Annotated in this window: 23 protein-coding genes and 1 pseudogene; 4 read left to right on the top strand and 20 right to left on the bottom strand. The window is 70.3% G+C overall.

Annotated features, from left to right (window positions below; genetic code table 11):
* Positions 1-32 precede the first annotated feature (32 nt).
* The 6 genes from dprA to AC5Y2S_RS05980 form a co-directional block, all read right to left on the bottom strand.
* Positions 33-1,184, bottom strand: a complete 1,152-nt coding sequence (gene dprA / locus AC5Y2S_RS06005; protein ID WP_499954624.1) for a DNA-processing protein DprA — start codon at positions 1,182-1,184, stop codon at positions 33-35.
* The gene (locus tag AC5Y2S_RS06000) at positions 1,181-2,692 is read right to left on the bottom strand and encodes a YifB family Mg chelatase-like AAA ATPase (RefSeq protein WP_499954622.1); all 1,512 of its coding nucleotides are present in this window, start codon (positions 2,690-2,692) and stop codon (positions 1,181-1,183) included. The genes dprA and AC5Y2S_RS06000 overlap by 4 nt, the downstream gene beginning before the upstream one ends.
* Positions 2,692-3,069: a YraN family protein gene (locus AC5Y2S_RS05995; RefSeq protein ID WP_499954620.1), complete on the bottom strand. Its 378-nt coding sequence runs from the start codon at positions 3,067-3,069 to the stop codon at positions 2,692-2,694. Before AC5Y2S_RS05995 ends, AC5Y2S_RS06000 begins: the two co-directional genes overlap by 1 nt.
* Positions 3,070-3,182: 113 nt before the next feature.
* On the bottom strand, positions 3,183-3,356 hold the full coding sequence (locus AC5Y2S_RS05990; protein ID WP_499954618.1) for a 5'-phosphate oxidase: 174 nt from the start codon (positions 3,354-3,356) through the stop codon (positions 3,183-3,185).
* A 4-nt stretch (positions 3,357-3,360) separates the two neighbouring features.
* Positions 3,361-4,176, bottom strand: a complete 816-nt coding sequence (fdhD, locus tag AC5Y2S_RS05985; protein ID WP_499954616.1) for a formate dehydrogenase accessory sulfurtransferase FdhD — start codon at positions 4,174-4,176, stop codon at positions 3,361-3,363.
* A gap of 4 nt (positions 4,177-4,180) precedes the next feature.
* Positions 4,181-5,161 (bottom strand): NAD-dependent epimerase/dehydratase family protein, encoded by a 981-nt coding sequence (locus tag AC5Y2S_RS05980; RefSeq protein ID WP_499954614.1) that lies wholly within the window; start codon positions 5,159-5,161, stop codon positions 4,181-4,183.
* A gap of 124 nt (positions 5,162-5,285) precedes the next feature.
* Between AC5Y2S_RS05980 and AC5Y2S_RS05975 the strand changes: the two genes are divergently transcribed.
* Positions 5,286-6,041, top strand: a complete 756-nt coding sequence (locus tag AC5Y2S_RS05975) for a GAF and ANTAR domain-containing protein (RefSeq protein WP_499954612.1) — start codon at positions 5,286-5,288, stop codon at positions 6,039-6,041.
* A 12-nt stretch (positions 6,042-6,053) separates the two neighbouring features.
* Here AC5Y2S_RS05975 and AC5Y2S_RS05970 read toward each other — a convergent pair whose 3' ends face one another.
* From AC5Y2S_RS05970 to rplS, 4 genes and pseudogenes are all read right to left on the bottom strand, one after another.
* Complete coding sequence (locus AC5Y2S_RS05970) at positions 6,054-6,359, bottom strand: DUF2469 domain-containing protein (RefSeq protein ID WP_003875077.1); 306 nt, start codon at positions 6,357-6,359, stop codon at positions 6,054-6,056.
* 9 nt (positions 6,360-6,368) lie between these two features.
* Positions 6,369-7,128, bottom strand: a pseudogene (locus tag AC5Y2S_RS05965) (ribonuclease HII); the annotation flags it as partial.
* A 2-nt stretch (positions 7,129-7,130) separates the two neighbouring features.
* A complete protein-coding gene (gene lepB, locus AC5Y2S_RS05960; protein ID WP_499954610.1) occupies positions 7,131-7,988 on the bottom strand; it encodes a signal peptidase I in 858 nt (285 codons plus the stop codon).
* A 48-nt stretch (positions 7,989-8,036) separates the two neighbouring features.
* A complete protein-coding gene (gene rplS, locus AC5Y2S_RS05955) occupies positions 8,037-8,378 on the bottom strand; it encodes a 50S ribosomal protein L19 (protein WP_066930268.1) in 342 nt (113 codons plus the stop codon).
* Positions 8,379-8,689: 311 nt separating this feature from the next.
* On the opposite strand from rplS, the gene AC5Y2S_RS05950 reads away from it, so the two are divergent.
* On the top strand, positions 8,690-9,646 hold the full coding sequence (locus AC5Y2S_RS05950) for a serine hydrolase (RefSeq protein WP_499954608.1): 957 nt from the start codon (positions 8,690-8,692) through the stop codon (positions 9,644-9,646).
* On the opposite strand, the gene trmD is transcribed toward AC5Y2S_RS05950, so the two are convergent.
* From trmD to AC5Y2S_RS05925, 5 genes are all read right to left on the bottom strand, one after another.
* The gene (gene trmD / locus AC5Y2S_RS05945) at positions 9,643-10,359 is read right to left on the bottom strand and encodes a tRNA (guanosine(37)-N1)-methyltransferase TrmD (RefSeq protein ID WP_499954606.1); all 717 of its coding nucleotides are present in this window, start codon (positions 10,357-10,359) and stop codon (positions 9,643-9,645) included. The two genes, AC5Y2S_RS05950 and trmD, sit on opposite strands and share 4 nt — an antisense overlap.
* Positions 10,356-10,874, bottom strand: coding sequence for a ribosome maturation factor RimM (rimM, locus tag AC5Y2S_RS05940; RefSeq protein ID WP_499954604.1), 519 nt, complete (start codon positions 10,872-10,874; stop codon positions 10,356-10,358). The genes trmD and rimM overlap by 4 nt, the downstream gene beginning before the upstream one ends.
* Before the next feature lie 11 nt (positions 10,875-10,885).
* Positions 10,886-11,128, bottom strand: coding sequence for an RNA-binding protein (locus AC5Y2S_RS05935; RefSeq protein WP_003878715.1), 243 nt, complete (start codon positions 11,126-11,128; stop codon positions 10,886-10,888).
* A gap of 5 nt (positions 11,129-11,133) precedes the next feature.
* Complete coding sequence (gene rpsP, locus AC5Y2S_RS05930; protein WP_499954602.1) at positions 11,134-11,649, bottom strand: 30S ribosomal protein S16; 516 nt, start codon at positions 11,647-11,649, stop codon at positions 11,134-11,136.
* 161 nt (positions 11,650-11,810) lie between these two features.
* Positions 11,811-12,230, bottom strand: coding sequence for a nuclear transport factor 2 family protein (locus AC5Y2S_RS05925; RefSeq protein ID WP_499954600.1), 420 nt, complete (start codon positions 12,228-12,230; stop codon positions 11,811-11,813).
* A gap of 160 nt (positions 12,231-12,390) precedes the next feature.
* Here AC5Y2S_RS05925 and AC5Y2S_RS05920 point away from each other — a divergent pair, with 160 nt between their 5' ends.
* Positions 12,391-12,648, top strand: a complete 258-nt coding sequence (locus AC5Y2S_RS05920; protein ID WP_499901008.1) for a hypothetical protein — start codon at positions 12,391-12,393, stop codon at positions 12,646-12,648.
* Between the two features lie 35 nt (positions 12,649-12,683).
* A complete protein-coding gene (locus AC5Y2S_RS05915) occupies positions 12,684-13,556 on the top strand; it encodes a D-alanyl-D-alanine carboxypeptidase family protein (RefSeq protein WP_499954598.1) in 873 nt (290 codons plus the stop codon).
* On the opposite strand, the gene AC5Y2S_RS05910 is transcribed toward AC5Y2S_RS05915, so the two are convergent.
* The 5 genes from AC5Y2S_RS05910 to ffh all read right to left on the bottom strand — a co-directional run bounded on the left by AC5Y2S_RS05910 (position 13,525) and on the right by ffh (position 20,290).
* Positions 13,525-14,136, bottom strand: coding sequence for a TetR/AcrR family transcriptional regulator (locus tag AC5Y2S_RS05910; RefSeq protein ID WP_499901010.1), 612 nt, complete (start codon positions 14,134-14,136; stop codon positions 13,525-13,527). The genes AC5Y2S_RS05915 and AC5Y2S_RS05910 overlap by 32 nt on opposite strands.
* A 1-nt stretch (position 14,137) precedes the next feature.
* A complete protein-coding gene (locus AC5Y2S_RS05905) occupies positions 14,138-15,940 on the bottom strand; it encodes an N-acyl-D-amino-acid deacylase family protein (RefSeq protein ID WP_499954596.1) in 1,803 nt (600 codons plus the stop codon).
* A gap of 94 nt (positions 15,941-16,034) precedes the next feature.
* On the bottom strand, positions 16,035-17,606 hold the full coding sequence (locus AC5Y2S_RS05900) for a serine/threonine-protein kinase (protein ID WP_499954594.1): 1,572 nt from the start codon (positions 17,604-17,606) through the stop codon (positions 16,035-16,037).
* Positions 17,607-17,643: 37 nt separating this feature from the next.
* A complete protein-coding gene (locus AC5Y2S_RS05895) occupies positions 17,644-18,720 on the bottom strand; it encodes a metal-dependent hydrolase family protein (RefSeq protein WP_499955660.1) in 1,077 nt (358 codons plus the stop codon).
* A 13-nt stretch (positions 18,721-18,733) separates the two neighbouring features.
* Complete coding sequence (gene ffh, locus AC5Y2S_RS05890) at positions 18,734-20,290, bottom strand: signal recognition particle protein (RefSeq protein ID WP_499954592.1); 1,557 nt, start codon at positions 20,288-20,290, stop codon at positions 18,734-18,736.
* Positions 20,291-20,327: the final 37 nt, after the last annotated feature.

Here is a 20,327-nt window from a genome sequence, read left to right as displayed (position 1 = left end):
TTATCCTCCTGTCGGGACCCGACCCCCGTCGACTATACGAGCCGCGCCGTCGAACCCCAGGCCGCGCCGGCGCGGACGATTCGCCACCGCCCGTCGTCGCGGCGCGCCAAACCGGCCATCTCGAGCATCGCCAGCGGCCCGAGCACCTGCTCGGGCGGCAGCGCCGCCGCGACGGCGATCTCGTCGACGGTGGCCGCGCCGCGACCGGGCAGCGCCTCGTACACCCGGCGCTCGGCGTCGCCCAGCCCGTCGAGCGCCGTGCTGGGGTGCGGTTCTTCGAGCGCCAGCTCACCGATGCGGCCGACGAGCTCGACGACGTCGTCGGCGCGAGTGACCAGTTGCGCGCCGTTGCGCAACAACGCATGACAGCCCGCCGACGCCGACGAGGTCACGGGCCCGGGCACCGCGGCGACCACGCGGCCCAGCGCCCGCGCCCAGGCCGCGGTGTTCGCCGCGCCGCTGCGCAGGCCGGCTTCGACCACCACCGCGGCCCCAGCGACCGCGGCGACCAGGCGGTTGCGGGTGAGGAACCGGTGCCGGGCCGGGCGGACACCCGGCGGGTATTCGGTGAACACCAGCCCCTGCTGACCGATCCGGTGCAGCAGTCCGGAATGACCTGACGGATAAGGGATGTCGAGCCCGCCGGCAAGCGCGGCCACGGTGATTCCGTCGCCGTTCAGCGCGGCGCGGTGTGCCGCGCCGTCGATGCCGTAGGCGCCGCCGGAGACCACCGCCACGTCGCGCTCGACCAGCCCGGCGGCCAGGTCGTCGGCGACCTGCTCGCCGTATCCGGTCGACGCCCGGGTTCCGACCACGGCCGCCGCGCGTTGGGCCACCTCGTCGAGGCGCGCCGGACCCATCGCCCACAACACCATCGGCGGCCCACCGCGGGCCCTGACCTCGGCATTGCCGAAGGCGGCGAACGCTAGCAGCGGCCACTCGTCGCAGTCGGGTGTGATCAGCCGGCCGCCGCGGTCGTCGAGAAGCACGAGATCCGCCGCGGCGCGGTCTATTTCGCGCCTGGCCTCGGTGTGGCGTGCCAGCTCGGCGTCGACCGATCCGCGCCGGACCCGTTCGGCGGCCTCGACCGGGCCGACGCGTCGCACCAGTTCGGCGAGCGGCGCGCAGGGCGGTTCGGCCACCCGGGACAGGTAAGCCCACGCCAGCGACACGTGATCGGTCATCGCTGCGCCCCCGGTTGGCGGAAGCTGAGCGCGGCCGCGACTTCCTCGAGGCCCGGCATCGGCCGGCCGGCCAGGTCGGCCAGGCTCCACGCGACCCGCAGCGTGCGGTCCAGGCCGCGGATGCTGAGCAGCCCACGGTCCAGCGCCTTGCGCAGCGGCTCCATCGCGGCGTTGCTGGGACGAAACTTTCGCCGCAACAGGGTCCCGCTCACCTCGGCGTTGGTGCGGAATCCGTGTGGCCGCCAACGTTCGGCGGCCGCGTCGCGCGCCGCCGCCACCCGCCGGCGAACCTGCGCGGTCGTTTCGCCGTCGGTGACCGAGATCGCACCGGCGCGCACGGGATTCATCTGCACCCGCAGGTCGACGCGGTCCATCAGCGGCCCGGACAGCTTGCCCAGGTAGCGGCGTTTGGCCGCGGCCGCGCAGACGCAGTCGCGCGGATCGGCCGGCGCGCACGGGCACGGGTTAGCGGCCAGCACCAGCTGGAAGCGGGCGGGGTAACACGCCACCCCGTCGCGGCGGGCGAGGCGAATCTCCCCGTCTTCCAACGGCGTTCGCAGCGCTTCCAGCGCGCTGACGCTGATCTCGGCGCATTCGTCCAAAAACAACACCCCTCGGTGCGCCCGGCTGACGGCGCCCGGGCGGGCCATCCCCGATCCCCCGCCGACGAGCGCGGCGACGGTCGAGCTGTGGTGCGGCGCCACGAACGGGGCCCGGGTGATCAGCGGCGTGTCCGCCGACAGCAGCCCGACCACCGAGTGAATCGCGGTGACCTCCAGCGACTCGTCCTCCGACAGCGGCGGCAGCAGCCCCGGAAGGCGTTGCGCCAGCATCGTTTTGCCGATACCCGGGGGCCCCGTCAGCATGAGGTGGTGCGCCCCGGCGGCCGCGACCTCCACCGCGAACCGCGCCTGCGCCTGCCCGACCACGTCGGCCAGGTCGGCCGCCGGCTCCGGCTCGGTCACTCCCCCGCTGATCCGGCGGTCCAGGCCGCCCGAGCCACCGAGCCAGCGCTGCAGTTGCCGCAGCGTGCGCACGCCCCAGACCTCGATCCCGTCGATCAGGCTGGCCTCGGCCAGGTTGTCGGACGGGACGACGACGGCGGGCCAGCCGTCGCGTTTGGCGGCCAGCACGGCCGGCAGCACCCCGCGCACCGGGCGCACCCGGCCGTCCAGCGACAGCTCACCCAGCAGCACCGTCTTTTCCAGGCGCTCCCACGGGTGCTTGCGCTGCGCCGAGAGCACGGCGGCGGCCAAGGCGATGTCGTATACCGATCCCATCTTCGGCAGCGTCGCCGGCGACAACGCGAGCGTGAGCCGGGCCTGCGGCCAGTCGTTGCCGCAATTGGTGACGGCCGCCCGGACCCGGTCGCGCGACTCCTGCAGGGCGGCGTCGGGCAGCCCGACCAGGTGCACGCCCGGCAGGCCGCTGGTGATGAATGCCTCGATTTCCACCGTCGCGCCGTCCAATCCGCGCACCGCGACCGAGAACGCCCGCCCCAGCGCCATCAGCCGATTCCCCGCAGGTGGCTGATCTCCGGGGTGCGGCGGCGCCCGACCCGCACGCCGATCATGTCGATGCGCAGCGCCGCCCAGCGCTCGTCCTGGCCGGCCAGCCAAAGCCCGGCCAGCCGGCGCAGCCGCCACGCCTTGCGTGGGGTCACCGCGTACGCCAGCCCGCCGTAACCGTCCCCCGTGCGGGTCTTCACCTCCACGAAAACCGCGGTGCGGGTGGCATCGTCGGCCGCGATCACGTCCAGCTCGCCGTAGCGGCAGCGCCAGTTGCGGGCCAGGATCCGCAACCCCATCCGCGTCAGGTGATCCACCGCGAGCGCCTCGCCCATCGCGCCCAGCTGCAGCCGGGTCATGCTCTCTTCGGTCGTCATGGGGCCAAGGTGCCCGGCGGCGCCGACACGCGCGGTCCCGGCGGCGGCCTGGAGCTCGGTGCGGCGGCGAGTTATCCCCAGTCAGGCGTCCATCCACAGCCGCGAACGGGAAGCTAGCTCCAGTGCGGCGGCACGTCGTTGCCCGGGCAGTCGGCGGACCGGCAGTGCACGTCGCGCACCCGCCGGCTGGTGACGTTGCCGTCGCTGTCGTAGGTGTACTCGACCGTGGCCTCGGCCTCGCGCCGGCAGGCGGGGCAGGTCGCCATTTCCGTCTTGAACCGCGACATGGCCCTACCGGATCCGGTCGGCCCGGGTGTAGACGTTCATCGAGTCCTCCCGCAGGAACGCGACCAGCGTGACGCCGGACTCCTCGGCCAGCGACACCGCCAGCGACGACGGCGCCGACACCGCGGCCAGCACGGGAATGCCCGCCAGCACGGCCTTTTGCGTCAACTCGAACGACGCCCGCCCGCTGACCAGCAGCACGCACCCCTGCAGCGGAACGCGCCCGTGTTCCAGCGCCCAGCCGACGACCTTGTCGACCGCGTTGTGCCGGCCGATGTCCTCGCGCACCACCAGCGGCGCGCCGTCGACCCCGAACAGCGCCGCGGCGTGCAGCCCGCCGGTGCTGTCGAAAACCTTTTGTGCGGAACGCAATTGGCCCGGCATCGCCTGGAGCGTGACCGCGGAGACGGTCGCCGGATCCGCGCCGGGCGAGAAGCGCCCGATCAGCCGCACCGCGTCCAGCGACGCCTTGCCGCAGACCCCGCACGACGACGTGGTGTAGAAGTTGCGGGTGACGTCGAGGTCCGGTGGCGCGACACCGGGCGCCAAGGTGACGTCCAGGACGTTGTAGGTGTTCGGCTCAACGCCCGCGCCGCAGTAGCGGATGGTGTGCACGTCGTCGCGCCCGCCGATGACCCCCTCGGTGAGCAGAAAGCCTTGCGCCAGTTCGAAATCGGAGCCGGGCGTGCGCATGGTCACCGTGACCGGCGCGCCGTTGACGCGGATCTCCAGCGGCTCCTCGACGGCCAGGGTCTCGGGCCGGGTGACGGCACGGCCGGCGGTGAGATGCCGCGCGCGCCGGCGCGCCGTTACCTGGCCCACGCACTCAAACTACCTCGGCCAGCGCCGCCAGGGTCTCCTCCACGGAGTGGACCGGCCGCCACCCCAGCTGGGTCCGCGCCTTGGTGGTGTCCATCACCACCGACGTCCGCGCGGAGTGCAGCCATTCCAGCATGGACGGGACGAACGGCACCTTGGAAATCGCCGCCGAGGCCGCCGAGGCGGCGATCGCGGGCACCCGCACCGGCCGGCCACCGAGCGCCTTGGCCACCTCCGACACCGTCACCACCCCGTCACCGGCGATGTTGTAGGCCCCCGGCGGGGCGGGAGCCGTCGCCGCCAGGGCGATCGCCTCGGCGACGTCGTCGTGGTGGACGAGCTGCAACGGGATCCCCGGATCCGGGACGACGGGCTTCAGCACCGGCGCCACCTTGGTGACGGCGCGCACCGGTGCGGGCAGCTGGTTCCAGGGCATCGCGTCGGCCAACGCCGTCGCCCGGGGCCCGGCGACGATGCACGGCCGCAGGACGAACACCTCGAGCGACGAGGCCTTGGTGATGTCGGCGAGCAGCGCCTCGCACGCGGCCTTCTGCGCCGAGTAGTAGTGCTCGGCGGTCCCCCGCGCCGGCACGTCCTCGGTCAGCGGGACGGGATTGTCGGAGTGGTAGCCGTAGGCCGCCACCGACGACGTGTACACCAGGCGCCGCGGCCGCTGCGCGGCGACGGTCGCCTCGAACACGTTTCGGGTGCCTTCCAGGTTGATGCGTTGGCTCTCGTCGCGCGAGCCCATGATGATGAACGCCAGGTGGACCACCACGTCAGCCTCGGCGACCAGGGCGTCGACGGCCTCCCGGTCGGTGATGTCGCCCTGCTGGTAGCTGGTTTTCACCCAGCCACACGACGCCGGGTCGAACGGCCGGCGCGCCATCCCGATAATCGTCTCCACCGCGGGCTCGCGCTCGAGCGCCGTCACCGCCGAGACACCGATCTCCCCGGTTGGCCCGGTCACCGCCACAGTCAGCCCCATGCCAGAGGTCCTTCCCTCCCCCACAGGTCTGAAACCCGAGATGACTAACGCCCTGGGTCGATACGCTCAGGGATGGGCAATCTAGCGTGGTTTCGACACCGACACCGCGGGAATGAGGCAAAGCGTGGTAGAAGACTCGCGTTCAACAACGGGCGGGGAGAAGGCCGACCCGGCGACGGTCTTCGCCGCCCTCGCGGAGATCATCTACCAGGGCTCGGACGTCAAACAGATGTACGCCGCCATCTGCATCGCCGCGACCCTGACCGTGCGCGGCTGTGACCACGCCAGCCTGCTGGTGCGCGAAGGCGACCGCTATGTCACGGTCGGCGCAAGCGACCAGATCGCGCAGCAAATCGACGAGATGGAACGGCGTTCCGGCGACGGGCCGTGCATCGACGCGATCGAGGAGGAGACTCCCCAGATCGACACGGACCTGACCTCGCCGTCGCTGTGGCCCAGGCTCGCCAAGGTGCTGGTCGAGGAGACGCCGGTGCGCGGCGCCATGGGCTTTCGGCTCCTGGTCGACAAGCGCAAGGGGGCCGCGCTGAACCTGTTCAGCGACACCCCCAGCCTGTTCGACGCCGAATCCGCCGGCCGGGCGGCGGTGCTGGCGTCGTTCGCCAGCGTGGCCATCAACGCGGTCGCCAAGGGGGAAGACGCCGCAAGCCTGCGCCGGGGGCTGATGAGCAACCGGGAGACCGGCAAGGCGGTCGGCATGTTGATGCTGCTGCACGACATCACCGAAGACCAGGCATTCGACCTGCTGCGCCGGCACTCCCAGGCGCTGAACATCAAGCTGGCCGACGTGGCGCGCGCCGTCATCGACAATCGTGGCCAGCTGCCGGCCGGCGGCGACGATCAGGTTCCGCCCAGCGGATAGCGATGCCGGCCGCTACTCCGGCAGCCGCAACTCGGGCTTCTCGACCTCTTCGATGTTGACGTCCTTGAAGGTGACCACGCGCACCTGCTTGACGAAGCGGGCCGGCCGGTACATGTCCCACACCCAGGCGTCGGACAGCCGCAGCTCGAAGTACACCTCGCCGTCGGCGTTGCGGGGCGTCATCTCCACGCTGTTGGCCAGGTAGAAGCGCCGCTCGGTTTCCACGACGTAGCTGAACTGGCCGACGATGTCCTTGTATTCGCGGTACAGCGAGAGCTCCATCTCGGTTTCGTACTTTTCGAGATCTTCTGCACTCATCTGCTCAGACGTCCTTCTGCATGACGTGGGAACCTGGTCCCATCTTTCCTCACCGGTCTTCGCCAGGCTCGGCCGGAGGGTCCGGTTTGCACTCCGCGACCACGCGCGCACCGGATCCGGTCGCCACGCGCCGGACGTTGATGAACGAATAGCGGTGCTGAGCGCAGGGGCCGAGCTCGGTCAGCGCCGTCGAATGCGCCGGGGTGCTGTAGCCCTTGTGGTCGGCGAAGCCGTAGCCGGGGTGATCGGCGTCCATCGCGACCATCAGCCGGTCGCGGCTGACTTTGGCCAGCACGCTGGCCGCGGCGATGCACGCGGCGACGGCGTCCCCGCCGATCACCGGCAGCGACGGCATCGGCAGGCCGGGCACGCGAAACCCGTCGCTGAGCACGTAACCGGGGCGGACCGCGAGCCCGGCCACCGCGCGCCGCATGCCCTCGATGTTGGCGACGTGCACCCCGCGCCGGTCGACCTCCTCCGACGAGATGAAGACGACGTGGTACGCCAGGGCATAACGGCGGATCAAGGGGAACAGCTTCTCCCGCATCTTTTCGGTGAGCTTCTTCGAGTCATCAAGGGCCGCAAGGCTTTCCAGTCGGCTCGGGCCGAGCACGCAGGCCGCCACCACCAGCGGGCCGGCGCAGGCGCCGCGGCCCACCTCGTCCACCCCGGCCACCGGACCCAGGCCGCTGCGATATAGGGCCGACTCCAGGGTGCGCAACCCGGACGATTTGCGGATGACGGTCCGCGGCGGCCACGTGGTGGCCATGGCTACTGACTCTGCTGGGGGTTCACCGACCTGACGCCGCCCCACCTCGACGGCGGCCACACGATGAACTGGGCCTTGCCGATGACGTTGGCGACCGGGACGGTTCCCGAATTGGGGTCACCGGTGCACAGGATGCCCTTGAGGGCTTCGATCGGGACGCTGGTGCAATGGGCCCGGGAATCGGCCGAGTGAGTCCGGTTGTCCCCCATCACCCACAGCCGCCCCGCCGGAACGGCGACGGGCCCGAACTCGCTGCCCAGGCAGGGGTACTTCGACGGGTCGGCCATCATCGTGTTCGGATCCAGATACGGCTCTTTGAGCGGCTTGCCGTCGACGGTCAACCCCGTCTCGGCCCGGCAAGCCACCGTCTGCCCTCCCACCGCGATGACCCGCTTGACCAGGTCGTTCTCGTCGGGGGGCACGAAACCGATGAACGACAGCGCGTTCTGCACCCAGCGCAGCGCGGTGTTGTTCGACCGGATCGACTTGTAGCCGGCGTTCCACGACGGCGGGCCCTTGAAGACGATCACGTCGCCGGGGTGCGGCTGACCGAACCGGTAACTCAGCTTGTCGACCATGATCCGGTCGCCGACGCAGCCGGTGCAGCCGTGCAGCGTGGGCTCCATGGATTCCGACGGAATCAGGTAGGGGCGGGCGACGAACGTCAGCATGACGTAGTAGAGGAGCACGGCGATCACCCCGAGAAGTGCGAGCTCGCGCAGCGTGGACTTCTTCTTGGGCTCCGGCTCGGCCGCCTCGGGCGAGGCTTCGGAGGGAGCGCCGGGGTCGGCGGTGGAGACCTTCGGCTCTGGCTGACCAGCGTCGGGCTGGCGCTCGGGTGAGTCCGGGGTATCGGTCACGAGATCAGCGTAGCCAGCGTGGTTTGTGGGCCGATAAACCGCGCCCGGTCAGCGCTTTTCCTTGATCTTGGCCTTCTTGCCGCGGAGTTCACGCAGGTAGTACAGCTTGGCGCGGCGGACGTCGCCACGGGTCACCACCTCGATGTGGTCGATGTTCGGCGAATGCACCGGGAAGGTCCGCTCGACGCCGACGCCGTAACTCTCCTTGCGCACGGTGAACGTCTCGCGGATGCCTCCGCCCTGTCGGCGGATCACCACGCCCTTGAACACCTGGATACGCTCCTTGGCGCCCTCGATGACCTTGACGTGCACATTGATGGTGTCGCCCGGGCTAAAGGCCGGGATGTCGTCGCGCAGCGACGTCTGGTCGACGAAGTCCAGCCGGTTCATCGTAGGAACACTCTTCCTTGCGGTCGCGGCCTGCGACGGCTGCCCATACGCGGGCGCGTGGGCGGTCATCAAGCCGATGGTTTTCGGGCTTTTAGTGCGTATCTCGCAGCCGCCGGGAAACGGCCCGGCCCGCTGACGGGTTCGAGACAACTGAACAATTGTGCCAGACGGCCCGCGTGCATTGAAAATCACATGTAAACGTCGCGGTTTGAACCGCCCCGAACGAGCTGGTGAGTGGTACACATAATTCGGGTCAAAACGGCCCCGCCACGTGCGCGTTTAACGTTCGCGCAAACCAAGGAGACCGACACATGCGCACCCGCCCGCTCGCCGTGCTCGCCGCCGTGGCGGCGGTGACGCTGGTGCTGGCCGGGTGCGACGAGGCGTTGGTGGAGCCGCAAAGCCAATCGAAGCCGTCCGGCCACCCCGAACGCACCGAGCCCGTTCGGCTGTCCCAGACGCAGCCGGAGACGGTTCAGCTGCTGCTGGACACCCTGCCGATGCACGGGCCACCGCAGGCGCCGTCCGGCACGGTGCTCAACGGCCTGCCGGCGCGCATCCGGCAGGCCATCGACGAGGCGGCCGGCGCCGGGGCCACGCTGTCGGTCGCCGTCCTGGACCGCAAGACGCATGAGCTGGTCGCCAACGGCAACACCCAGATCGTCGGCACCGCATCGGTGGCCAAGCTCTTCATCGCCGACGATCTGCTGCTGGCCGAGTCCCAGGGCCGCACCACCCTTTCCCCCGCCGACCGCCAGGCCCTGGACGTCATGTTGCAGTCGTCCGACGACGGCGCGGCCGAGAAGTTCTGGGGTCAGGGCGGCGGCGACAACATAATCACCCAGGTCGCGAGCCGGTACGGGCTGTCCTCCACCACTCCGCCCAGCGACGGGCGCTGGTGGAACACCATGAGCTCGCTGACCGACCTGATCCACTACTACGACGCGCTGCTCGACGGGTCGGGCGGCCTGCCGACCGAGCGGGCCGCGATCATCGTCAACGATCTGGCCCGGTCCACGCCGACCGGCCTCGACGGCTACCCGCAGCGGTTCGGGATCCCCGACGGCCTGTTCGCCGAGCCGGTGGCGGTCAAGCAGGGCTGGATGTGCTGCATCGGCGCCGACTGGGTGCACCTGTCGACCGGTGTGATCGGCGCCGACCACCGCTACGTGATGGTGGTGCAATCGTTGCAGCCGTCCGACGACGCCACCGCGCGCCAGACGATCACCCAGGCCGTCAAGACGATATTTCCCAACGGCCGGATCTAGCTCTCTGCAGTGTTCGCCGGGCCCTGTCCGGTCACCAGGTCGGGGCGGCGCTCGCGGGTGCGCTGAAGCGAAACCTCGCGGCGCCAGGCCGCGATGCGCGCATGATCACCGGACAGCAGCACCTCGGGCACGTCGAGGCCACGCCAGCTCGGTGGGCGGGTGTAGCTGGGGCCCTCCAGCAGCCGGTCCAGGGCGGGCGCGTGCGAATCGTCCTGCAGTGACGCGGGGTTGCCAAGCACCCCGGCGAGCAGCCGTAGCACGGCTTCGATCATCACCACGGTCGCCGACTCCCCGCCGGGCAGCACGTAGTCCCCGATCGAGACCTCCTCGACCCGCATCCGTCGGGCGGCGTCCTCGATGACCCGTTGGTCGATGCCCTCGTAGCGGCCGCACGCGAACACCAGGTGTTTTTCGGCGCTCCAGCGCTGGGCGGTCGCCTGCGTGAACAACTTGCCGGCCGGCGTGGGAACCACCAAAAGCGTTTCACCCGAACAGGTCTCGTCCAGTGCCTCGCCCCAGACCGGGGCCTTCATCACCATCCCGGGTCCGCCGCCGTAGGGTGCATCGTCGACCGAGTGGTGCACGTCGTAGGTCCACCGGCGCAGGTCGTGCACCTGCAGATCGACCAGGCCCGACGCAATCGCCCTGCCCGGCAATGACTCTCGCAGGGGATCCAGATAGGCGGGGAAGATTGTGACGACGTCGATCCTCATGCCAGTTCCAACAGCCCCTCGGGCGGATCGATCTCGATCAGCCCGTCGTCCAACGACACCGACGTGACGATCGCGCTGACGAACGGCACCAGCACCTCACCGGAATCGCGCCGCACCGCCAGCAGCTCGCCGGCCGCGGTGTGCAGCACCTCGGCGACCACTCCGACGTCGAGCCCCGCCGTCGTCCGGACAGCAAGGCCTTCGAGCTGGTGGTCGTAGTAGGTGTCCGGCTCGTCGATCGGCGGCAGCTCGTCGGAGTCCACGACGAACAGGCTGCCCCGCAGCGCGTCGGCGGCGTCGCGGTCGTTCACCCCGGCCAATCGCACCAGCAGCCGGCCGCCATGCTCGCGGACTTGGTCGACGACGACGGTGCACTCCTCGCCGCTACGGGAGTTCTTGGCGCGCAACGCATTACCCGGAGCGAATCGCGCCGCGGGATCGTCGGTGCGGATTTCCACGACCACCTCGCCGCCGATGCCGTGCGCCTTGACCACGCGCCCGACCGTTAACTCCAAGGGGCGCTCCGCTACTGGTCGGTGTCCACCACGTCGACGCGAATGCCGCGGCCACCGATGCCGGCGACCAGCGTGCGCAACGCGGTCGCGGTGCGTCCGCCGCGACCGATCACCTTGCCCAGGTCGTCGGGATGGACGTGCACCTCCACGGTGCGCCCACGCCGACTGGTGACCATGTCCACCCGGACATCGTCGGGATTGTCGACGATCCCGCGGACCAGGTGCTCGACAGCGTCAACGACGACGGTGCTCACCTCGGTCAGCCTTCCTGGGCCGGCTCGGACTGCTCGGTCTGCTCACCGCTCTCGGCCGGCGCGGCCTCGGCGGCCGGCTCGGCGGCGGCTTCGGCGGCCTCGGGCGCCTCGGCCGCCTTGGCGGCCTTCTTGGCCGGGGCCTTCTTCTTCGGCTTGGCCGCCTCGGTGGTGGGCGCGCCGTCGGCCTCGGCCAGCGCGGCGTTGAACAGCTCCAGCTTGGACGGCTTGGGCGCCGCGGTCTGCAGGCTGCCCTCGGCGCCGGGCAGCCCCTTGAACTTCTGCCAGTCGCCGGTGATCTTCAACAGCTTGAGGACCGGCTCGGTCGGCTGGGCGCCCACCGAAAGCCAGTACTGGGCGCGCTCGGAGTTGATCTCGATCAGGCTCGGGTCTTCTTTGGGATGGTACCGGCCGATGACCTCGATCGAGCGGCCGTCGCGGCGGGTCCGAGCGTCGGCGACGGCGATGCGGTATTGCGGATTGCGGATCTTGCCAAGCCGGGTCAGCTTGATCTTCACAGCCATGGTTAAGCGACTTCTCCTGTGTGTGTCACGCTGCAATTCAGCGATCCGGGCGGGATGCCGGGGTCCGGTTTTGCCTCGCGTGTGTGACCCCCGAGCAGCCGTAGTTGCGCGGCGGACAGCCGCCCATTGTGCCAGAACGGGGCGATCAGCCGGAAATTCGCCTACATCACCTTCTGGAAGGTCTTGGTCTCCACGCGCCGCGTCATCCGCCAGCCCTCGGGGGTGCGGACGAACTCGTCGTCGTACCACAGGCCGCAGAACAGGATCTGGTCCTTGTCGCCGCCCAGCACCATCGGGTTGAAGCAGATCACCCGTGATGAGGCCTTATCCCCGTCGATGGTCACCGAAAAATTGCCGAGCATGTGCGCGTACACCGGGAAGTTCGGCAACACCTCCGACAGCCATTTCTTGACCTCCGGATAGTGACCCTCGATGCCGCCGAGGGCGGTGTAGTCGATGTAGGCGTCGGGCGTGAAGACCTTGTCCAGGTCGTCGAAGCGGCGGTTGTCGATGGCGGTGGAGTAGTCCACCAGCAGCTGCTGGATCTCTAGGCGGTCGGATATTTCGGCCAGGCTCAACATGCATCGATTGAACACCGCGGGTTGGGATCGGTAGCGACGCGGGCGTTGTCCACTTGCCGCAGGACCGTCAGCAACGAAGGAGCCCGACATGAGACAAGCGCCGCGATTTTCCCGTTTTCGCAGGACACCAGTGGCGGCCGAAGGGAATAATCCCCTGGGTATGAGAGCAGCAATCGCGGGATTAGCAACGGCGCTGTTGATGTTCGGCGGCGCGGGGCTGGCCGCACCCTCCGCCCAGGCCGCGCCGTGCCCGGCCGGGAAATCCTGCCAGCACTGGTGCCCCGGCGACGTCCTCCCGGCGGGCCGGCCCGTCCCGTGGGACGGCAACATCTGCCACGACTACTACTGGGACTACTACGGAGTGCACGACATCGGCGACGGCGCGAACTACTCCTGGCGCGACATGCCGTGGCACTAGGCCGGTAACAAGCCCGGAAGTTAAACTCTGCGGCCATGCGGAAGCTCATGGCCGCAGCCGCGGTGCTGCTGACGGTCGCGGCCGCCTTCGGCGCCAACACGGCCGCGGCCGACAGCACGCAACCGGTCGGCTCGGTGCCCATACCGGACGGCCCCGCGCAGACCTGGATCGTGGCCGACCTGGACAACGGTCAGGTGCTGGCCGCCCGCGACGCGAACGTCGCCCACCCGCCCGCGAGCACCATCAAGGTGCTGTTGGCGCTGGTGGCGCTGGACCAGGTGAGCCTGGACTCCACCGTCGTCGCCGACGTCGCCGACACCCAGGTCGAGTGCAACTGCGTCGGCATCAAGCCCGGCCGCACCTACACCGCGCGTCAATTGCTGGACGGGCTGCTGCTGGTTTCCGGCAACGACGCGGCCAACACCCTGGCTCACCTGCTGGGCGGCCCCGACGCCACGGTGGCCAAGATGAACGCCAAGGCCGCGTCCCTGGGGGCGACGAGCACCTTTGCCGCGACCCCGTCCGGGCTGGACGGACCCGCCGGCTCCGGGGCGTCGACGGCGCATGACCTGGCCGTCATCTTCCGGGCCGCCATGGCCAACCCGGTGTTCGCGCAGATCACCGCCGAGCCGTCGGCGATGTTCCCCGGCGACCACGGGAACGAATCGATCACCAACCAGGACGAGCTCTTAGCGCGCTATCCCGGCGCCATCGGCGGCAAGACGGGCTTCACCGACGCCGCGCGCAAGACCTTCGTCGGCGCCGCCGCCCGCGGTGGGCGCCGGCTCGTGATCGCGATGATGTACGGGCTGGTGAAACAGGGCGGACCCACGTATTGGGATCAGGCCGGCAGCCTGTTCGACTGGGGTTTCGCGCTCAACCCCGAGACGGGGGTGGGCTCGCTGTAACCGCGTTCAGCAGCGCGGTCAGCACGGGTATCCGCCGCTCCGCGATCGCCGGCTGCGGCAGCACCCCCTCCACCACGGCGGCCCCATCGAACACGTTCGTCATCAGCGCGACGACGACCGGGAACGTCTCCTCGGGGAAGCCCTCGGCGCCCGGCAGCGCCCGCGCGGCATCGACGATCTTCGCCGAGTACTGCCCGAGCTCGTGTTGCAAAGTGTCCCTGAGCTTTTCGTCGGTGCGCGCGGCGATCAGCAGTTCGTAGACCACCGCGTTGGTCGGGGCGCTGGTGATGTCCCGCAATATCGCCAGCGCGGCTTCGAGCGCCGGCCGGTCGGACGGAATTTCGGCGACGCGCTTGGTGAACGACTCCAGCTGACGGCGCAACACCTCGGATGCGGTGGCCGCCATGAAATCGCCCATGGTCTCGAAGTGGCGGAACAGGGCGCCGACGGAGACCCCCGCGCGCTTGGTGATCACCGCGGCCGACGCCCGCGCGTAGCCGACCTCGATGATGGTGTCGATACAGGCCTCGAGGAGCCGCCCGACGGTCTCCTCCCGGCGCTCCTGCTGGGTCCTGGCCACCTCAGGCCCCGACCTTCTCCGCGCTGCGGCCCCGGCTGCGCCGGCCCGCGCGCAGGTAGCGGCCCGACTTGGTGTGGCCGTAACCCTCCCGGAATTCGCCCTTTCCGAAGACGACGGCGCCACCAACGCCGGTCGCGACGACGGCGTCGTCGTTGCGATTGACCATGCGCCGCAGGCCGCCGTAGAACGGCACCTCTTCCTCGTGGTAGCCGTCCACCGATTCGTTGAGGCCGGCGGGGTCGATCACGACGAAGTCCGCGCGATCACCCTCACGCAGCGTGCCGGCGTCGATGCCGAACCACTCCGCCAGTTCGCCGGTCAGCCGGTGCACCGCGTGTTCGGTGGACATGAACGGCGCGCCGGCGCGGTGGGCGTCGCGGGTGCGCTTGAGCATCTTGAGCGGAAAGTTGTAGAACGCCATGTTGCGCAGGTGCGCCCCCGCGTCGGAGAAGCCCATGTGGATGCTGGGATCGGCGGCGAGCTTGTTGAGCTGCTTGGGCCGGTGGTTGGCCACGACGGTCGTCCACCGGACGTTGCGCTCACCGTTTTCGACGAGCACGTCGAGGAACGCGTCGAGCGGGTGCAACCCGCGCTCGTCGGCGATAGCGCCAAAGCTCTTACCGACCAACGACTTATCGGGGCACTCGACGATCACCGCGTCGTGGAAGTCGCGGTGCCACAGCGACGGGCCGAGCTTGATCCGGTCGAACTCGCGCCGGAACTTGCGGCGGTATTCCTGGTCGGCCAGCAGCTCGTTGCGCTCCAGCTGGTCGCGCAGGTGCAGGGCGGCCGTCCCGGCGCCGAACTCCTCGAAGACCGGCAGGTCGATGCCGTCGGAGTACAGCTCGAACGGGACCGGTAGGTGCTGGAACCGCACACTCGAGCCCAGGAACTTGTTCAGCAGCCGGGTGCCGAGCCCGAAGGTGTGCACCGCGAGCGGCATGGACTTCGCGTCCGCAGACACCAGCATGCTCATCCGAACTCCCTTGCCGCGCCCGAAGATCCGGCTGCTGGTCAGGAAGAACATCAGGGCGGACGTCGGGTTCTCGACGTCGGGTGCGCTCTGCAGCATCCGGCCGCGCTTGCGCAACACCTTGATCAGCCGGCGGCGCTCCCGCCAGGTCGCGAACGTCGACGGCAGGGCGCGCGACCGGAAGCGGTCGCCATCGAGCTTGTCGATGGCCGCGTCCATGCCGGACATGCCGAGCATGCCCGCGTCGAGGGCCTCCTCCAGCAGAGCCGCCATCTTGTCCAGCTCGGCGTCGGTGGGCCGAACGGTGTCGTCGGTGGCGCGATCCAGCCCCAGCACGGCGGTCCGCAGGTCCGAATGACCAAGCAGCGAGCCGACATTCGGACCCAACGGCAGCGCGTCGAGCGCCCGGACGTAGTCCGCGGCCGTCGACCACGTCTTGTTGGAATCCAAAGCGCCGTAGACGTATTCGCGGGGCACGGCCTCGACCCGGCTGAACAGGTCGGCGGCGTCCTCGGAATCGGCGTACACCGTCGACAGCGAGCAGTTGCCCAGCAGCACGGTCGTGACGCCGTGTCGCACCGACTCCCGCAGCCCGGGGTCCAGCAGCACCTCGGCGTCGTAGTGGGTGTGCACGTCGATGAAGCCCGGCACGACCCACTTGCCCGCGGCGTCGATCACCTCGGGGCAACCGGTCTCGTCCAGGGGCGTGCGGGACACGGTGGCCACCACGCCGTCGCGGATGCCGAGCGTGCGAGTCTGCGGCGCGCGGCCCGTGCCGTCGAACCACAGTGCGTCGCGAATGATCACGTCGTAGGTCACCGTTGCCTCCAAGCTGGTCGGGTTGCCACGAACCGTAACATAGATAGCAAGTACTCGCAATCTTTTCTGCAGGCGTGTCTGGTAGCGAGAAAAGTGCCTGGTCAAGTCAGCGAGGGGGGTCGGGCACCGTCACACCGGGCGGCACGTCGCCGCTGCGGGTCGCCTGCACGGGTGCCCGAAGCACGGCGCCCTGCTGGTCGCACTCGTTGCTGCGCACGATGACGGTCATCCCGCCGGCGAACCCGCCCTGCGGGCGCGGCCGCAGCGCGAGCAGCTGCGTCGTCGCCTGCGTCCGTTCGGCGCCGTTCGGCCCGACGCACGGGAATGTCGAATGTTCCGGGCGCGACAGCCAACGGCCGTCGCGGAATTCCAACACGGTCGGCTCCCCGCCCGGCGACTTCGCGTGCGTGTGGTCGCCGTCGTCCAGCGGCATTCCGACGGCCGTGCAAGAGGCGGGCGAGCACGACGAACGGAAGGCCCACCACGTGGTCACGTCGGGTGGTTGGGGGTCGGGGGTGGCGTTGAACGTCTGCCGGGTGCGCAGCACCTTGAGGCGGTACGTGCCGTCGAGCAGGACCGGCGCGCTCGTGGTCGGGGCGCTCGTCGTCGGGGCGCTCGTCGTCGTGCGGGCCGCCGGGGCGACGGTCGCGCTGGTCTTGCGCCCGGCGACGAAGCTAACCGCGAGCAGCGCCGCGACGAGCACGACCGCCGCGGCGCCCAGGACGAGCCTGCGGCGGCGGTTGCGCTTCGGTGCGGACACCGCGGGCGCGCCAGCGGCGGGTGCGGGCGCCTCGGAGGATTCCCCGGCAAAGTCGTCGGGGCGGTCAGGCAACGGCGCCGCCGCGGGCGGGACGGGGCGGGAGTAGGCCGGGTACTCGGCCACGAGGACGGCGTCCGGGCTGCGATCACGGCTGCGGACGCCGGCCTGTTCGTTCAACGCCTCGGCGAACTCGAGGCAGGTCTCGAACCGGTCGGCGGCGCTCGTGGCGAGCGCCCGGGTGAACACGCCGTCCAGCCGCGCGAGTTCGGGGCGCTGATCGCTGAGCCGGGGCGGCGCGGTGCCGGATGGGGGCGGCGCCCCGGCCAGCAGGTGGAACGCGGTGGCCGCCAGCGCGTACTGGTCGGCACGCCCGTCGGCGCCGGCGTCCGCCAGTTCGGGCGCGCCATAGCCGGCCGTGCCGAGGCGGCCGGCTATGCCGAAGTCGGTCAACAGGGTCCGTTGCTCAGCCTCCCCGCGGCCCGTCAGCAAGACGTTGGCGGGCTTGACGTCGCGGTGCAACAGCCCGCGCTCGTGCGCGTAGTCCAGGGCGCCGGCGACGGCGGTCACGATGGAGCACACCTCGCCCGCGGGCGAGACGGCCGGGAATCGATCGGCGATGAGCCGCGCGGCGTTGATGCCCTCGACGTACTCCATCGCGACGTACAACTCGTCGTCGAACTCGCCACGGTCGCGGACCTCGACGATGTTCGGGTGATAGAGGTTCGTCGCGATCGGGTTCTCCGCCCAAAATCGCCGGCGAAACTCACCGTCCGTCGACAACGGCGGCGCCAGCACCTTCAACGCCTGCCAGCGCGACGAACGGGGGTCCTGGACGAGATAGACCGCACCAGTCGCTCCAGAACCCAGCCTCCGCGCGACCTGGTAACCGGCGAAGGTCGCGCCGCTGGCCAACGCCATCCCGCGATCCTAACCACGATCGCGGTGCCGCGCGCGCCTAGCCACGTGGCCGAAAGGCCTTGCCGCGCAATATCACCAGGTCCGGCCGGTTCAGCACGCCGGGGCCTTGTCTCGGGTCCTCGGAGTAACACAACAGGTCGGCCGACGCCCCGTGTTCGAGTCCGGGGCGGCCCAGCCAGCGACGGGCGTCCCAGCACGCCGCGCCCAACGCCTCGGTGGGGCTCATCCCGACGCTCTTGAGGGCCTCGACCTCGTCGGCGATCCGCCCGTGCGCGATCATGCTGCCGGCATCGGTGCCGGCGTACACCGGCACGCCGGCCTCGCGCGCCGCGGCGATCCGTCCGCGGCACCGGGCGTGCAGGTCGCGCATGTGCGCGGCGTAGGCCGGGTAGCGGGCCGCGGAATCCGCGATGCCCGGGAAGTTCTCGAGGGTGTTGATCAGCGTGGGGACGAGCGCGGTCCCCTGTTCGAGCATCAGGGCGATGGTCTCGTCGGTGAGACCGGTGCCGTGTTCGATGCAGTCGATGCCGGCGTTGATCAGGCCGGGCAGCGCGTCCTCGCTGAAGACGTGCGCGGTGACCCGCGCGCCGTGGGCGTGCGCGGCGTCGATCGCGGCCTTGAGCACGTCGTCGGACCACAACGGGGCGAGGTCGCCGACGCCGCGGTCGATCCAGTCGCCGACCAGCTTGACCCAGCCGTCGCCACGCCTGGCCTCCCGGGCCACCGCGTCCGGCAGCTGGGATTCGTCTTCGAGTTCGTCGGCGAAGCCCCGCGAGTAGCGCTTGGGCCTGGCCAGGTGCTTGCCGGCGCGGATGATGCGGGGCAGGTCGTCGCGGTCGTCGAGGCCGCGGGTATCGGTCGGTGAGCCGGCGTCCCGCAACAGCAACGCGCCGGCGTCGCGTTCGGTCTCGGCCTGGCCGATGGCCTCCTCGAGCGGGATCTCGCCGTCGTCACCGAGCCCGACGTGACAGTGCGCGTCCACCAGACCGGGCACGATCCAGCCGCCGTCGAACACGGTGTCGGCTCCCGCGACCGGTTCGGTGCTGATGCGGCCGTCGACGACCCACAGCTGGATCTCGGTCTCGCCGGGCAGCTGAAGACCCCGCAGGCGCATCCGCACGGCCGGGCTAGTTCTTGCCCGGGTTGCCAGGGAACTTGAGCTTGGACAGGTCGAAGTCGGCCAGGCCGGGTGGCAGCTCGTCGAGGCCCTTGGGCATCTGCGACAGGTCGGGAAAGCCGGCGGGCATGCCCTGCATGAGCGGGTTGCGGGCCTTGGGCGGCGTCGGGCCCCGTCCGCCCTTCTTGCCCTTCTTCCCCTTCGCGCCCTTGGCCTTCCGGGTCGAGGACTTGCGGCCCAGGCCGGGGATGCCCATGCCGCCGAGCATGGACGACATCATCTTGCGGGCCTCGAAGAAGCGGTCGACCAGCTGGTTGACCTCCGACACCGTCACCCCCGAGCCGTTGGCGATGCGCAGCCGCCGCGACGCGTTGATGATCTTCGGGTCGGCGCGCTCCTGCGGCGTCATCCCCCGGATGATCGCCTGCAGCCGGTCGAGTTGCTTGTCGTCGACCTCGGCCAGCGCGTCCTTCATCTGGCCGGCGCCGGGCAGCATGCCCAACAGGTTGCCGATCGGGCCCATCTTGCGGATGGCCAGCATCTGTTCGAGGAAGTCCTCCAGCGTCAGCTCGCCGGTGCCGATCTTGGCGGCGGCCTCCTCGGCGCGCTGCGCGTCGAAGACCTGCTCGGCCTGCTCGATCAGGGTCAGCACGTCGCCCATGCCGAGGATGCGGCTGGCCATCCGGTCCGGGTGGAAGATGTCGAAGTCCTCGAGCTTCTCGCCGCTGGAGGCGAAAAGGATTGGGACGCCGGTGACCTCGCGGACCGACAGCGCGGCGCCGCCGCGGGCGTCGCCGTCGAGCTTGGTCAGCACCACCCCGGTGAAGCCGACGCCCGCGCCGAACGCCTCGGCGGTGGCGACGGCGTCCTGGCCGACCATCGCGTCCAGGACGAACAGCACCTCGTCGGGGTCGACGGCGTCCCGGATGGCCGCGGCCTGCGCCATCAGCTCGTCGTCGATGCCGAGGCGCCCCGCGGTGTCGACGATGACCACGTCGAAGTGCTTGGCGCGGGCCTCCGCGAGCCCCGCCGCCGCGACGGCGACCGGGTCACCGGGCCCGGACTCCGGCGAATCTCCGGGATGCGGCGCGAACACCGGCACCCCGGCGCGCTCGCCGGTGACCTGCAGCTGGTTCACCGCGGCCGGGCGCTGCAGGTCGCAGGCCACCAGCAGCGGCGTGTGCCCCTGGCCGCGCAGCCAGGCGGCCAGCTTGCCGGCCAGCGTGGTCTTACCGGAACCCTGCAGACCGGCGAGCATGATCACCGTCGGCGGCGTCTTCGCGAACGCCAGCTGGCGGGTCTCGCCGCCCAGGATGCCGATCAGTTCCTCGTTGACGATCTTGACGACCTGCTGCGCCGGGTTCAGCGCGCCGGAGACCTCGGCGCCCTTGGCGCGCTCCTTGATCCGGCCGACGAACGCCCGCACCACGGGCAGCGACACGTCCGCTTCCAGCAGCGCCAGCCGGATCTCCCGGGTGGTTGCCTCGATGTCGGCGTCGGTCAGACGACCCTTGCCCCGCAGCCCCTGCAGGGCACCGGTCAATCGGTCGGACAGCGATTCAAACACCCCGCCAGCCTAGTGGTTGTGTCGTGAATGCCGAGCG

This window comes from Mycobacterium sp. NGS69 (assembly GCF_059812165.1).
Note: the sequence above shows the minus strand (reverse complement) of the source record. Positions and strands in the feature narration are given on the sequence as shown.

Bases quoted from the DNA above. Each gene is read 5' to 3' on its own strand.
- dprA (WP_499954624.1), bottom strand. From the start codon at position 1,184: ATGACCGATCACGTGTCGCTGGCGTGGGCTTACCTGTCCCGGGTGGCC.
- AC5Y2S_RS06000 (WP_499954622.1), bottom strand. From the start codon at position 2,692: ATGGCGCTGGGGCGGGCGTTCTCGGTCGCGGTGCGCGGATTGGACGGC.
- AC5Y2S_RS05995 (WP_499954620.1), bottom strand. From the start codon at position 3,069: ATGACGACCGAAGAGAGCATGACCCGGCTGCAGCTGGGCGCGATGGGC.
- AC5Y2S_RS05990 (WP_499954618.1), bottom strand. From the start codon at position 3,356: ATGTCGCGGTTCAAGACGGAAATGGCGACCTGCCCCGCCTGCCGGCGC.
- AC5Y2S_RS05980 (WP_499954614.1), bottom strand. From the start codon at position 5,161: ATGGGGCTGACTGTGGCGGTGACCGGGCCAACCGGGGAGATCGGTGTC.
- AC5Y2S_RS05970 (WP_003875077.1), bottom strand. From the start codon at position 6,359: ATGAGTGCAGAAGATCTCGAAAAGTACGAAACCGAGATGGAGCTCTCG.
- rplS (WP_066930268.1), bottom strand. From the start codon at position 8,378: ATGAACCGGCTGGACTTCGTCGACCAGACGTCGCTGCGCGACGACATC.
- AC5Y2S_RS05950 (WP_499954608.1), top strand. From the start codon at position 8,690: ATGCGCACCCGCCCGCTCGCCGTGCTCGCCGCCGTGGCGGCGGTGACG.
- trmD (WP_499954606.1), bottom strand. From the start codon at position 10,359: ATGAGGATCGACGTCGTCACAATCTTCCCCGCCTATCTGGATCCCCTG.
- rpsP (WP_499954602.1), bottom strand. From the start codon at position 11,649: ATGGCTGTGAAGATCAAGCTGACCCGGCTTGGCAAGATCCGCAATCCG.
- AC5Y2S_RS05925 (WP_499954600.1), bottom strand. From the start codon at position 12,230: ATGTTGAGCCTGGCCGAAATATCCGACCGCCTAGAGATCCAGCAGCTG.
- AC5Y2S_RS05920 (WP_499901008.1), top strand. From the start codon at position 12,391: ATGAGAGCAGCAATCGCGGGATTAGCAACGGCGCTGTTGATGTTCGGC.
- AC5Y2S_RS05915 (WP_499954598.1), top strand. From the start codon at position 12,684: ATGCGGAAGCTCATGGCCGCAGCCGCGGTGCTGCTGACGGTCGCGGCC.
- AC5Y2S_RS05900 (WP_499954594.1), bottom strand. From the start codon at position 17,606: ATGGCGTTGGCCAGCGGCGCGACCTTCGCCGGTTACCAGGTCGCGCGG.
- AC5Y2S_RS05895 (WP_499955660.1), bottom strand. From the start codon at position 18,720: ATGCGCCTGCGGGGTCTTCAGCTGCCCGGCGAGACCGAGATCCAGCTG.